This window comes from Telluria sp. ZB2R32, assembly GCF_059685715.1.
Genome location: NZ_JCASIG010000001.1, coordinates 38,891 through 51,819 on the forward strand (window position 1 = coordinate 38,891; position 12,929 = coordinate 51,819).

10 protein-coding genes are annotated in these 12,929 nt (G+C 65.7%); 8 read left to right on the plus strand and 2 right to left on the minus strand.

Features of this window, described 5'->3' with window-relative positions:
- Positions 1-9 precede the first annotated feature (9 nt).
- Positions 10-2,058, minus strand: coding sequence for an NAD(+) synthase (locus AC56LG_RS00170; protein WP_497164129.1), 2,049 nt, complete (start codon positions 2,056-2,058; stop codon positions 10-12).
- Positions 2,059-2,157: 99 nt separating this feature from the next.
- Here AC56LG_RS00170 and AC56LG_RS00175 point away from each other — a divergent pair, with 99 nt between their 5' ends.
- Positions 2,158-3,291 (plus strand): GNAT family N-acetyltransferase, encoded by a 1,134-nt coding sequence (locus AC56LG_RS00175; protein WP_497164130.1) that lies wholly within the window; start codon positions 2,158-2,160, stop codon positions 3,289-3,291.
- A gap of 223 nt (positions 3,292-3,514) precedes the next feature.
- On the opposite strand, the gene AC56LG_RS00180 is transcribed toward AC56LG_RS00175, so the two are convergent.
- Positions 3,515-4,408 carry a LysR family transcriptional regulator gene (locus AC56LG_RS00180; protein ID WP_497164131.1) on the minus strand — a complete coding sequence of 298 codons (894 nt, stop codon included), beginning with the start codon at positions 4,406-4,408 and terminating at the stop codon, positions 3,515-3,517.
- A gap of 282 nt (positions 4,409-4,690) precedes the next feature.
- On the opposite strand from AC56LG_RS00180, the gene AC56LG_RS00185 reads away from it, so the two are divergent.
- The 7 genes from AC56LG_RS00185 (at position 4,691) to AC56LG_RS00215 (ending at position 12,866) form a co-directional block, all read left to right on the plus strand.
- Positions 4,691-6,976, plus strand: a complete 2,286-nt coding sequence (locus AC56LG_RS00185; RefSeq protein ID WP_497164132.1) for a TonB-dependent receptor — start codon at positions 4,691-4,693, stop codon at positions 6,974-6,976.
- 113 nt (positions 6,977-7,089) lie between these two features.
- A complete protein-coding gene (locus AC56LG_RS00190; RefSeq protein WP_497164133.1) occupies positions 7,090-7,995 on the plus strand; it encodes an alpha/beta fold hydrolase in 906 nt (301 codons plus the stop codon).
- 24 nt (positions 7,996-8,019) lie between these two features.
- On the plus strand, positions 8,020-9,231 hold the full coding sequence (locus AC56LG_RS00195; protein ID WP_497164134.1) for a substrate-binding domain-containing protein: 1,212 nt from the start codon (positions 8,020-8,022) through the stop codon (positions 9,229-9,231).
- Position 9,232: 1 nt separating this feature from the next.
- The gene (locus tag AC56LG_RS00200) at positions 9,233-10,012 is read left to right on the plus strand and encodes an ABC transporter ATP-binding protein (RefSeq protein WP_497164135.1); all 780 of its coding nucleotides are present in this window, start codon (positions 9,233-9,235) and stop codon (positions 10,010-10,012) included.
- Entirely contained in the window at positions 10,005-10,745 is a 741-nt protein-coding gene (locus AC56LG_RS00205; RefSeq protein WP_497164136.1) for an ABC transporter ATP-binding protein, read from the plus strand. The genes AC56LG_RS00200 and AC56LG_RS00205 overlap by 8 nt, the downstream gene beginning before the upstream one ends.
- A 9-nt stretch (positions 10,746-10,754) precedes the next feature.
- A complete protein-coding gene (locus AC56LG_RS00210; protein ID WP_497164137.1) occupies positions 10,755-11,789 on the plus strand; it encodes a branched-chain amino acid ABC transporter permease in 1,035 nt (344 codons plus the stop codon).
- A gap of 3 nt (positions 11,790-11,792) precedes the next feature.
- On the plus strand, positions 11,793-12,866 hold the full coding sequence (locus tag AC56LG_RS00215) for a branched-chain amino acid ABC transporter permease (RefSeq protein WP_497164138.1): 1,074 nt from the start codon (positions 11,793-11,795) through the stop codon (positions 12,864-12,866).
- Positions 12,867-12,929 lie beyond the last annotated feature (63 nt).

Sequence of the window (12,929 nt, forward strand, 5' to 3'; positions counted from 1 at the left end):
TTGAATTTTTCAGTCCGGGATGTTCGCCAGGTCGTCGAGCCAGACCGTCGCTTCGGAATCGCTCGGGGCGCGCCAGTCGCCGCGCGGCGAGAGCGAGCCGCCGTTGCCGACCTTCGGGCCGTTCGGCACGCAGCTGCGCTTGAACTGGCTGGTCTTGAAGAAGCGCCACAGGAAGATCGACAGGTTGCGCTTGATGGCGGCCAGGTCGTATTCGTTGCGCGCGCCATGCTCGTCCGGCCAGTGTCCCTCGTGCCTGGCGCGCCAGGCGGAATACGACAGGAAGGCGACCTTCGAGGGCGTGAAGCCGTAGCGCAGGATGTAGTACAAATTGAAGTCTTGCAGCTCGTAGGGGCCGATCACGTTTTCGGTGATCTGCGCGGGCTTGTCGTCGCCTTCCTTCCCGGGCACGAGTTCGGGGCTGATCTCGGTGCCGAGGACGTTGAGCAGCACTTCCGCCCCGCCCTCCACGACCGCGCCGGTCTCCGCCACCCAGCGCACCAGGTGGCTGATCAGGGTCTTGGGCACGCTGGCATTCACGTTGTAGTGCGACATGTGGTCGCCCACGCCATAGGTGCACCAGCCCAGCGCCAGCTCGGACAAATCGCCGGTGCCGATCACGATCGCGCCCAGGTGGTTCGCGAGGCGGAACAGGTGGTTGGTGCGCTCGCCCGCCTGCACGTTCTCGAAGGTGACGTCGTACTGCTCCTTGCCTTCGGCGAACGGATGGTTCAGGTCCTTAAGCATCTGCAGGCAGCTCGGGCGGATGTCGATTTCGCGCGCCGTGCAACCCACCACTTCCATCAGCGCATGCGCCTGTTGCAAAGTACGGCCACTGGTGGCGAAGCCGGGCATGGTATAGGCCAGGATGTTCGTGCGCGGCAGGCCGAGGCGGTCCATGGCGGCGGCGCAGACCAGCAGCGCATGGGTCGAATCGAGCCCGCCCGAGACGCCGATCACCACCTTCTGGATGCCGCTCGAGAACAGGCGCTGAATCAGGGCCTGCACCTGGATGTTGTAGACCTCGGTGCAGCGCTCGTCGCGCAAGGCGCGGTTGGCCGGCACGTAGGGGAAGCGTTCGATTTCGCGGTCCAGGGGCAGCGTCGCGTCGAACGGCAGCGCGAGCGTCATGCGCTGGACACGGAAGGCCTTGATCTCGTCCGCGTGGCGGCGCGCCGTCTGGGCGAAGGTGGTGGCGCGGATGCGCTCCTGCGACAGGCGTCCGAGGTCGACGTCGGCGAAGATGATGTGCGACTCGTCGAGAAAGCGCGGCGACTCGGCCAGCAGGTCGCCCTTTTCGTAGATGATCGCCTGGCCATCCCAGGCCACGTCGGTGGTCGATTCGCCGCGGCCGGCCGAGGTGTACAGGTAGGCGGCCATGCAGCGCGCCGACTGCTGGCCCACCAGCTGGTGGCGGTAGGTGCTCTTCCCGACCAGCACGTTCGACGCGGACAGGTTGACCAGCACCGTGGCCCCGGCCATCGCGGCAAACGAGGACGGCGGCACCGGCACCCAGACGTCTTCGCAGATCTCGACGTGGAAGCGCAAGAGCGGCAGGTTTTCGACCTCGAACACCTGGTTCGGACCGAAAGGGACGATCTCGCCGAACAGTTTGATTGCATCGACGGCGGCCGATTCCGCGGCCGAAAACTGGCGCGACTCGTAGAATTCGCCATAGTTCGGCAGATAGCTCTTCGGCACCAGGCCGAGCACGCGCCCGTTTGCGACGATCGCCGCACAATTGAACAGCTGGTGATTGACCCGCAGGGGCAGGCCCACTACCATCGCCAGGGGCAGGCTGGCGGAAGCCTCGACGATCGCGCGCAAGCCGTCCTCGCATGCGTCGAGCAAGGCCTTCTGGTGGAACAGGTCTTCGCAGCTGTAGGCGGAGATCCCGAGTTCCGGAAAGGCGACCAGGGCCGCGCCCTGCTCTGCCGCCTGGCGCGCCAGCGTCAGTGTCTGCTCGACGTTGTAGGCGGGATCGGCGATGCGGCAGCGCGGAATGGCGACGGCCACGCGCGCGAAGCCGTGGGAGTACAGGTTATAGAATCGATTGTTCATTGAGCGTCTTTCGCATGGCAGAAGTGCGGAACGCCAGCAGCTGCGCCGGGTCTCCCGACACACCACTTTTAGCGCATTTCGTTAGATAAAAGAGCAATTTTGAATTATCGCACGCATATCGTATCTTCCCTGTCCGAGATCGGCCAGCCAGCCTGGGATGGCTTGCTGGCACAGCAGGACGAAGCCAATCCGTTTCTTTCCTACGCCTTCCTGCACGCGCTGCACGAATCGGGCAGCGCGGCGCCCGAGAGCGGCTGGCAGCCGCAATACATCGCGCTCTATGATGGCGACACCTTGGCCGCCGCCCTGCCGCTGTACGTGAAAGGCCATTCCTACGGCGAGTACGTGTTCGACTGGGCCTGGGCCGACGCCTATCAGAGGCACGGCCTGGACTACTACCCCAAGCTGCTGGCGGCGGTGCCGTTCACGCCGGTGGCCGGCCCGCGTTTGCTGGCTGTCGATGCGCAAGCACGCGCCGCGCTGATCGACGTGCTGCAGGCGACGCAGCGCGCCACCGAAGTCTCGTCGACCCACATCCTGTTCCCGCCCGAGGAACACGCGCGCCAGTTGCAGGCGGCCGGCTTCCTGCTGCGCAGCGGCGTCCAGTTCCACTGGCTCAACCCGGGCTATGCGAACTTCGACGAATTCCTCGCCACGCTCGAACAGAAGAAGCGCAAGAACATCCGCGCCGAGCGGCGCAAGGTGGCCGAGGCTGGCGTCACCCTGCGCCGCGTGCGCGGGCTTGAGGTCACGGACGCCGACTGGAAATTCTTCAACCGCTGCTACCGCCACACCTACGCCGCGCACTATTCGACGCCCTACCTGAACCTGGACTTCTGGCGCCGCATCGGGCGCACCATGCCGGAGAATATCCTGCTCGTGATCGCCGAGCGCGAAGGCCAGCCGATCGCCGCCTCGCTGGTAATCCACAGCGCCGACACGCTGTATGGCCGCTACTGGGGCGAACTCGAACACGTACCCTGCCTGCACTTCGAAGCCGCCTACTACCAGCCGCTCGAATTCTGCATCGAGCAAGGCATCAAGACCTTCGAGGGCGGCGCCCAGGGCGAGCACAAGATGGCGCGGGGCTTCCTGCCGACCCGCACCTTCTCCGCGCACTGGCTGGCGCATCCGTCGTTCGCGGACGCAATCGAACGCTTCCTCGAGCGCGAGGCGGGCGGGATCGACGATTACATGAGCGAGCTGAATGAGCGCAATCCGTTCAAGGGATAGACGAGACGAATAAAATTCGCAGCCCGAGACAGCGGTGCACCGTAGGGTGGACTCCCGAGTCCACGCGTTCCGGACTGTGGTCAGTGGAACAGCTTCGCGTAGCCTTCGTACAAGAGCCTGCGGCGGGACAGTGGTGGTGTGCCGCGGCACGAACGCGTGGACTCGGGGAGTCCACCCTACGATGCACAACCGGCGGTGGTGGAGAATACCGTTCCGAGCACACTCACACAAACAGCGACGGCTGGCTGTCCGCATAATCGCGCAGCAGATTCCACACGACCTTCACCCGGCGCAGGCGGTATAAATCGGTCGGCGCGGCCAGCCAGAACGAGCGTTCGGCGAAGAAGCCGGGCAGCACCGGCACCAGGCGGCCGTCGTCGGGCACGGCGTAGGGCGGCGCCATCATCAGGCCCATGCCGAGCGAGGCGGCCTCGATCTGCGCCGTCATGCCCGAACAGCACAGGCGCCGCTTCGGCGTGAAACCGAGTTCGTCGAGGTAGGACAGTTCGCGGCTGGCCAGCGTGTCCTGCACGTAGTCGACGAAATAATGCTGGGACAGGTCGGACTGGTGGCGGATCGGCGGGTGCTTGTCCAGGTAGCGCGGCGAGGCGTACAGGTAGAAGCGGAACGAAGCCAGGCGCGTGACCATGTAGCGGCCGGTGGTCGGCGGATCGAGCATCACGCCGAGGTCGGCCTCGCGGTTGGCGAGGTTGGCGAAGCGCGGCAGCGCCAGCAGGTCGATCGTCAGGTCGGGATTGGCGTCGAGCAGGTCCACCAGCAGCGGCGCCACCACCTTCACCCCGAATACTTCCGGCACGCCCAGGCGCACCACGCCGTGCGCCGCCACTTCCGCTCCGCCCAGCTGCTCGGCCGCGGCCAGCGCCGCGCCTTCCATCGCTTCCGCATGCGGCAGTAGCGCCAGCCCCATCTCGGTGGGCTCGTAGCCTTCGCGCGAACGGTCGAACAGGGTCGTGCCGAGTTCCTTTTCGAGGCGGTCGATGCGTCGCGCCACCGTCGTGTGCTCGACGTCGAGCCGGCGTGAGGCACCCGACAGCGTGCCGGCGCGCGCCAGTTCGAGGAAGAATCGCAGGTCGGTCCACTCGGGCAAGGTGTTCATCGGCGCACGTTGTGTAATATCAATTCGGCATATTGTGCACCAGTGCACATTCCTCCCGCAATCAATTCCCATCTGCATGTTTGAAGCGGCACAAACGGCACACAAATTGTGCGTTTGCAGCATTCGCCCTGCATAGGCGGATGCCCAACGCTGGTGCGGTGATCTGTGCATTCACGCACAAGGGGTGGGCGTATCGTTATCTTTTCAGCCAGACCGAACAGGTGCACACTGCCTCGCGTGCGATTGCGCCCCGACGCCATATCCAAAACGAGGAGACAAGAAATGCGCCTGACAAAGCAAAAGAAGAATCTGGTCAAACATTCCGCCGCCGCCCTGCTGGCCCTGTCCAGCGGCGCCATGGGCGCGGCCCACGCGCAGCAATCGTCAGGCGCACCCGCTCCTGATGGGGAAAGCGCATCCGACGTCCAGAAAGTCGTCGTCACCGCGCGCCGCCGCGAAGAATCGCTGCAGGACGTGCCGGTCTCGGTCACCGCGTTTTCCGCCGACCAGCTGTCCAAGCAGGGCGTGCCGGACGTCACCGCACTGGCCCTCGCCTTGCCGAACACGACCCTGAAGGCCTCGCGCGCCACCAACTCCACCCTGACCGCCTTTATCCGCGGCGTCGGCCAGGCCGATCCGCTGGCCGGCTTCGAGTCCGGCGTCGGCATCTACATCGACGACATCTACCTGGCGCGTCCGCAGGCGGCCGTGGCCGATATCTACGACGTCGAGCGCATCGAAGTGCTGCGCGGCCCGCAGGGTACCCTGTACGGCCGCAACACGATCGGCGGCGCCGTCAAGTACGTCACCCGCAAGCTGGGACCGAAGACCGACGTGCGCCTGCGCGGCACGCTCGGCAACTACGACCAGCGCGATGCCGTCGCCACCGTCAGCACGCCGCTCAGCGACACCGTGCGCGTCGGCGGCACCGTGGCCCGCTTCAAGCGCAACGGCTTCGGCAAGAACCTGTACACCGGCGCCGAGAACTACGACAAGGACGTGACGGCGCTGCGCCTGTCGGCCGAGTTCACGCCGACGCCCGACCTCTTCATCCGCATCGCCGGCGACGGCACGCAAGACGATTCGAGCCCGAAGAACGGCCACCGCCTGACCGTCGGCCGCACCAGCGGCGCGCCGATCCTGGCCAACGAATTCGACACCCGCGCCAACCTGACCCAGGCGCTCGGCCACGACCAGGAAGTCACCGCGCACGGCGTCTCGGCCCTGGTCGAATACCGCATCAACGACCAGTTCACGGTCAAATCGATCACGGCCAGCCGCAAGGACAAGTCCTGGGCGCCGATCGACTTCGACGCGCTGCCCGTGGTCGACATGGAAGTGCCGGCGCTGTACAAGAACGAGCAGCTGAGCCAGGAATTCAACCTGACCTATACGGGCGACCGGATCGCCGGCGTGGCCGGTGTGTACTACATCGACGCCCAGGCCTACAACAAGTTCGATACCATCCTGGCCGGCGCCGTTCCGACCTCGACCTTCACCAGCGGCGACATCGGCACCAGGGCCTGGGCCGCCTACATCGACGGCAGCTACAACTTCACCGACGCCCTCTCGCTGTCGCTGGGCGGGCGCTACACGGTCGACAAGCGCACCGCCTCGATCTACCGCCAGATCTTCCTGGGCGCAAACGGCACGCCCGAGATGGGCAACCCGGGCGCGATCCCGTTCCGCACCGACACCGACCTGCGCAGCGGACTGGAACGCGAAGACAAGAAGTTCACTCCGCGCGTCGCCGTCAACTACAAGGTCAACAGCGACCACAACGTCTACGCCTCGTATGCCGAAGGCTTCAAGGGCGGTGGTTTCGATCCGCGCCTGAACATCGTCGGCACCCGCATCCCGCTGGCGCAGGCACGCGCCGGCTACGCGCCGGAAACCATCGAGACGGTGGAACTGGGCCTGAAGTCGGCCTTCAACGGCGGGCGCATCACCACCAATGCCGCCGTCTTCTACAGCGACTACAAGGACGTGCAGATTCCGGGCTCGGTGGCGATCGACACCAACGGCGACGGCCGCGACGACAGCTTCGCGGGTGTGACCACGAATGCCGGCAAGGCCAAGATCAAGGGCGCCGAGCTGGAAGTGATCGCCAACCTGACGCGCGACTTCACGGTCGCCGGCATGTACAGCTACATCGACGCCGACTACAAGGAATACTTCGCCAACGGCGTCAACGTGGCCGACCAGCGCGTGTTCCAGAACACGCCGCGCAACTCGGCCAACCTGCGCGCCAATTACGACATCCCGCTGCCGCTGATGGGCCACAACGGCAGGATCTCGCTGATCGGCAGCGTGTCTTACAAGGGCGCGACCAACCAGTTCGAAACCGTGTCGATCCTCGACCAGGACTCGTACAAGCTGTATGACGCGAGCATCGTCTGGACCCGCGCCGACGGCAAGATCCGCGCCGGCATCCACGGCAAGAACCTGAACGACGAGCGCTACAAGACGGCCGGCTACCTGTTCCCGACCCTCGGCAACGAAGGAACGGTGACGGCCTTCTACGGCAATCCGCGCACCGTCTCGGCAACGGTCGAGTACCGCTTCTGATCCGCCGGGCCGGACGAGGAAACAGTTTGACGCGCGACCACGCCGCCGCCGGCGGTGTGGCCCGCCCTTCCTTTGCCCGGCTTTCCTTTACAAGAACCACAGGATCTGCCAGCGTGTCCACCTTCACACCAATCAGCTTTCAAAGTACCGACGGGCTGGCGCTGTACGCACGCGACTATGCGGCCGCACCTCCGGCAGAGGCACCGGGGCAGGCCATCGCGCCGCTGCCGGCACGCCTTCCCGTGATCTGCCTGCACGGCCTGACCCGCAATTCCGGCGACTTCGACGAACTGGCGCCGGCCATCGCCGCCATGGGACGGCGCGTGCTGGCGCCCGACGTGCGCGGCCGCGGTTACTCGGCGCGCGACCCGCATCCCGCCAACTACAACCCGATCGTGTATGCGGGCGACGTCGTCAAGCTGATGCACGACCTCGGCATCGCCCGCGCCGTCTTCATCGGCACCTCGATGGGCGGCCTGATCACCATGACGCTGGCCGTGCGCCACCTCGACCTGATCGCCGGCGCGGTCATCAACGACGTCGGCCCGGTGCTGTCGCTGCGCGGCCTGGCGCGCATCGCCGGCTACGCGGGCCGCTGCAGCACCCTCGCCTCCTGGGATGAGGCGGCCGCCTACCTGAAGGACATCAACGCCTGCGCTTTCCCCGACGCGCCCGACGAGGAATGGGGCAAATGGGCGCGCCGCGCCTTTGTCGAAGACGAAGCGGGGCAACTGGCATTGCGCTATGACCCCAGTATTGCGCTAGCATTGCAAACAGGTAAACTTCGGCCGACCTCGCTGGCCGGACGCCTCGCCTTCAAGCGGCTCGCGCACAAGCGCCCGACGCTCCTGGTGCGCGGCGCGCTGTCGGACCTGGTCGAAGAAAGCCAGGCGGCGTGGATGCGGCGCGCGGCGCCGACGATGGCGTATGCCGAAGTGCTGAACGTCGGCCATGCGCCGATGCTGACCGAACCGGAAGCCCTGGAGGCGATCCGCCAGTTCCTGGCGCGCCTACCCTGAATAACCAGAACCACAGGAGACACCATGCACCACCTGATCAAACCCTCAGTTAAGTCGATAAGCGCATCCATCCTCCTCGCCTTTGCCGCCACTGCCGCGCCCTACGCGCTGGCCGCCGGCCCCGACCTGAAGGTCGCCCTCATCGCCGGCAAGACCGGCGCCCTCGAAGCCTATGCCAAGGAAACCGAGACCGGCTTCATGATGGGCCTCGAATACCTCACCGGCGGCAAGATGGAAATCGCCGGCCGCAAGCTGAAGGTCATCGTCAAGGACGACCAGAGCAAACCGGACCTCGGGCGCACCCTGCTGGCCGAAGCCTATGGCGACGACAAGGTCGATATCGCGGTGGGCACCACCTCCTCCGGCTCGGCGCTGGCCATGCTGCCGGTGGCCAAGGAATACAAGAAGGTGCTGATCATCGAGCCGGCCGTGGCCGACGCCATCACCGGCGACAAGTGGAACAAGTACATCTTCCGCACCGCGCGCAGTTCGATGCAGGATGCGATGGCCGCCGCGAGCACCCTGAAAGCCGGCAGCGTCGGCTTCCTGACCCAGGACTACGCCTTTGGCCGCGACGCCATCAAGGCCGGCAAGGAAGCCCTCGCCGCGACCGGCAGCAAGGCCAAGGTGGTGCACGAGGAATACGCGCCGATGACCACCACCGACTTCACCGCCTCGACGCAGCGCCTGTTCGACGCACTGAAGGACAAGCCGCAGCCGCGCGTGCTGCAGATCGTCTGGGCCGGACCGAACCCGATGAACAAGATCGCCGACATGAAGCCGGAACGCTTCGGCGTCATGCTGGCGCCGGGCGGCAACATCCTGCCGGTGATGAAAACCTGGAAGAACTACGCCGGCACCGAAGGCACGATCTATTACTACTACGCCTTCCCGAAGAACAAGATGAACGACTGGCTGGTCGCCGAACACCAGAAGCGCTTCAAGGCGCCGCCCGACATGTTCACCGCCGGCGGTTTCGCCGCGGCCAGCGCCGTATTCAACGCCCTGTCCAAAGCGCCGAATGGCAACAGCGATCAGCTGATCGCCGCGATGGAAGGCATGAAATTCGAGACGCCGAAAGGCCCGATGACCTTCCGCAAGGAAGACCACCAGGCGCTGCAGTCGATGTACCACTTCCGCATCAAGAAAGACCAGAAGAACGAGTGGGATCTGCTGGAACTGGTGCGCGAAATCCCGACCGCCGAGCTGCCGCTGCCGGTCAAGAACAAGCGCTGAGATGGCCGACGTGAACAAACAGCCGTCCTTGTCCACCCGCGGCCTGACGATCCGCTTCGGCGGCCACGTCGCCGTCGACGCGGTGACGGCCGACTTCTATCCGGGCACGCTGACGGTGATCGTCGGCCCCAACGGCGCCGGCAAGACGACTTATTTCAACCTGGTCTCGGGCCAGTTGCCGGCCACGTCGGGCAGCGTTTTACTCAAGGGCGTCGACGTCACGCGCGCAGGCGCGGCGCGGCGCACCCGGCTCGGCATCGGCCGTGCCTTCCAGCTGACCAACCTGTTCCCCAACCTCACCGTCATCGAAAACGTGCGCCTGGCCGTGCAAAGCCGCGCCGGGATCGGCATGAACATGTTTTCGGTCTGGTTCGGCCACAAGGAACTGATCGCGCGCGCCGAGCACTACCTGGAGCGGGTGGCGATGGCGGGCAAGCGCGACGCCCACGTCGGTTCGCTCTCGCACGGCGACCAGCGCAAGCTGGAAGTGGCGATCCTGCTGGCGCTCGAACCCGACATCCTGATGTTCGACGAGCCGACCGCCGGCATGAGCGTGGACGAGGTGCCGGTCGTGCTCGACCTGATCCACGCCGTCAAGCGCGACACCAACAAGACCGTGCTGCTGGTCGAGCACAAGATGGACGTGGTGCGCCAGCTGGCCGACCGCATCATCGTGCTGCACAACGGCACCCTGGTGGCCGATGGCGAGCCCACCGAAGTCATGCAATCGAAGATCGTCCAGGAAGCCTATCTTGGAACACCGGAAGCCGAACATGCCTAAACTGGCCGTGCCTGACTCGCTTTTAACCCTCTCCGGCGTGCACACCCACATCGGCCGCTACCACATCCTGCAAGGGGTCGACCTGGTCGTGCCGCGCGGCGGCCTGTCGGTCCTGCTGGGCCGTAACGGCGCCGGCAAGACCACCACCCTGCGCACCATCATGGGCTTGTGGCAGGCCAGCGCCGGCGCGATCACCTTCGACGGCCGCGACATCACCAAATTGGCCACGCCCGACATCGCGCGCGCCGGCATCGCCTACGTCCCGGAAAGCATGGCGGTCTTTTCCAGCCTGACCGTGCGCGAAAACCTGCACCTGGCGGCGCGCAGCGGCCCGCTCGACCAGGCGCGCGTGGACTGGATCTTCGGCTTCTTCCCGGCCCTGAAAAAATTCTGGAATTACCCGGCCGGCAACCTGTCGGGCGGCCAGAAGCAGATGGTGGCGATCGCACGCGCGATCGTCGAGCCGAGAAAACTGCTGCTGGTCGACGAGCCGACCAAAGGCCTGGCCCCGGCCATCGTCCAGAGCCTGATCGCGGCCTTCCGCGAGCTGAAGGATACCGATACCACCATCCTGCTGGTCGAGCAGAATTTCAATTTCGTGCGCTCGCTCGGCGACACCGTCAGCGTGATGGACGACGGCCGTGTGGCCCATGCCGGCGGCATGGCGGCGCTGGCCCGCGACGACGAACTGCAGCAGCGCCTGCTCGGGCTGTCGCTCGATTCTCACCAATAGGATTCAACGATGAGTGCAACCCTCCCCCTCTCGCCTGTGGACTCAGCAGCGGACACGCCGCTGCCCAGCGCGCCGCGCGACATCGCGCCGCTGCTGCTGGTGCCCGTGCTGGCCCTGGCCATGCTGCCGCTGGTCGGCAGTTTCCCGACCTGGGTCACCTTGACCGTCGCCGGCCTTGCCATGGGCATGATGATCTTCATCATGGCGAGCGGCCTGACCCTGGTGTTCGGCCTGATGGACGTGCTGAACTTCGGCCACGGCGCCTTTGTGTCGGTGGGCGCCTTTACCGCCACCCTGGTGCTGCTGCCGATGCGCTGGGCGCTGGAAGCCGATTCGCTGCTGCTCAACCTCGGCGTGCTGGGGCTGGCCGTAACGGTCGCCATGGTTGTTACCGCCCTGCTCGGCTGGGCGTTCGAGCGCATCATCATCATGCCGGTGTATGGCCAGCATTTGAAGCAGATCCTGATCACGATGGGCGGCATGATCGTGGCCGAACAGCTGATCAACGTGATCTGGGGCGCCGAAACCATCCCGCTGCCGCTGCCGACTTCGCTGCGCGGCGCCATCTTCCTGGGCGACGCGGCGATCGAAAAATACCGGCTGCTGGCGGTCGTGGTCGGGCTGGTCGTGTTCGCGATCCTGTTCCTGACCCTGAATCGCACCAAGATCGGTCTGCTCATCCGCGCCGGGGTGGAAAACCGCGACATGGTCGAGAGCCTGGGCTACCGCATCCGGCGCCTGTTCGTGGCCGTGTTCGCCGCCGGTTCGGCGCTGGCCGGCCTGGGCGGCGTGATGTGGGGCCTGTACAAGGAAACCCTGTCGGCCGCGATGGGCAGCGAAACCATCGTCATGATCTTCATCGTCATCATCATCGGCGGCCTGGGGTCGGTCGGCGGCTGCTTCATCGGCTCGATCCTGATGGCGCTGGTGGCCAATTACGCCGGCTTCCTGACGCCGAAATTCGCGCTGGTGTCGAACATCGCGCTGATGATCGCGGTGCTGATGTGGCGTCCGGCCGGCCTCTATTCCAAATCGCGAGGCTGAACGATGAACCGACTTCTATCCGGCGACCTGCCGCGCAGCCGCATCCTCACCGGCGTGCTGCTGCTGGTCTTCCTCGGCCTGGCGTTCGCACCCTTCCTGACCTCCGGCGCGCGCCCGCTCAACACGGCGGCCACGATCTGTGTCTACATCGTGCTGGTGGCGTCCTATGACCTGCTGCTGGGTTACACCGGCATCGTCTCGTTCGCGCACACGATGTTCTACGGGATCGGCGCCTACGGCATTGGCCTGGGGCTGGCCTCCGTGGACGAACCGACCTGGTCGGCGGCATTGACCGGGCTGGGCCTGGCGCTGCTGCTGGCGCTGGCGCTCGCCTTCGTGGTCGGCCTGTTCGCCCTGCGCGTGCGCGCCATTTTCTATGCCATGATCACGCTCGCGGTGGCGTCCTCGTTCGCGGTGCTGGCCTCGCAACTGTCCGATTTTACGGGTGGCGAGGACGGCAAGACCTTCAGCGTGCCGGAACTGCTGTCGCCCGGCTTCACGCTGATGGAGAACGAAGCGTTCGGCCGCGCCATCGACGGCAAGCTGCTCACCTATTACCTGGTGTTCTTCGGCTGCCTGCTGCTGTTCCTGTTCCTGCTGCGCCTGGTCAACTCGCCGTTCGGGCGCGTGCTGCAGGCGATCCGCGAGAACGAATTCCGCGCCGAGGCGCTCGGTTACCGCACCGTGGTCTACCGCATCTGGGCCAACTGCCTGGCGGCGCTGGTGGCGGCCCTGGCCGGCGCGCTGATGGCGCTGTGGCTGCGCTACGTCGGGCCCAAGACTTCGCTCGGCTTCGAGGTGATGACCGACATCCTGCTGATCGTCGTCATCGGCGGCATGGGCACGATGTACGGCGCGGTGGTCGGCGCCGCGCTCTTCATCCTGGCGCAGAACTACCTGAAGGAATTGATGGCGCACGGCTCGTCGGCGCTGGAAGGCGTGCCCCTGCTGGCCGCCGCCCTGCACCCGGACCGCTGGATGCTGTGGCTGGGCGTACTGTTCGTGCTGTCGATTTACTTCTTCCCGATCGGGATCGTCGGCAAGCTGCGCCTGCGCAGCCATCTCGCCCGGCGCTGACCTGCCCTCCGCGGGCGGCGTCCTGCCGCCCGCAAATTTCCCCACAGCGTACGTCGTAGCGTG